The following is a 268-nucleotide window of genomic DNA, read 5'->3' as shown; positions in this document are numbered from 1 at the left end:
GCAGCGTTACCACAGCAGCAAGTGGTACTTATACTCTTACCGTTACAAATGCAAATGGTTGTACTGCAAGTGCGACTACAGCTGTTACGATAAATGCGAATCCTGTTCCTAATCCAAGCTCTGATTCACCAAAATGTGTTGGTACAACATTAACTTTCAACTCGGTGGCTGCAATGACAAGTTACACTTGGACAGGGCCTAATTCATTTAGCTCGAGTATTCAAGCTCCTTCTATCAATAATGTTACAACTGCTGCCAATGGCACTTA

1 protein-coding gene is annotated in these 268 nt (G+C 42.2%); it reads left to right on the top strand.

Annotation, left to right across the window (positions count from 1 at the left end; genetic code table 11):
- Window positions 1-268, top strand: a 268-nt coding sequence (locus ABR854_RS25980) for a hypothetical protein (protein ID WP_350268751.1), incomplete at both ends; no start/stop codon positions are given.

Origin of the sequence: Emticicia sp. W12TSBA100-4, assembly GCF_040253585.1 — a bacterium.
Classification (GTDB): Bacteria; Bacteroidota; Bacteroidia; order Cytophagales; family Spirosomataceae; genus Emticicia.
Note: the sequence above shows the minus strand (reverse complement) of the source record. Positions and strands in the feature narration are given on the sequence as shown.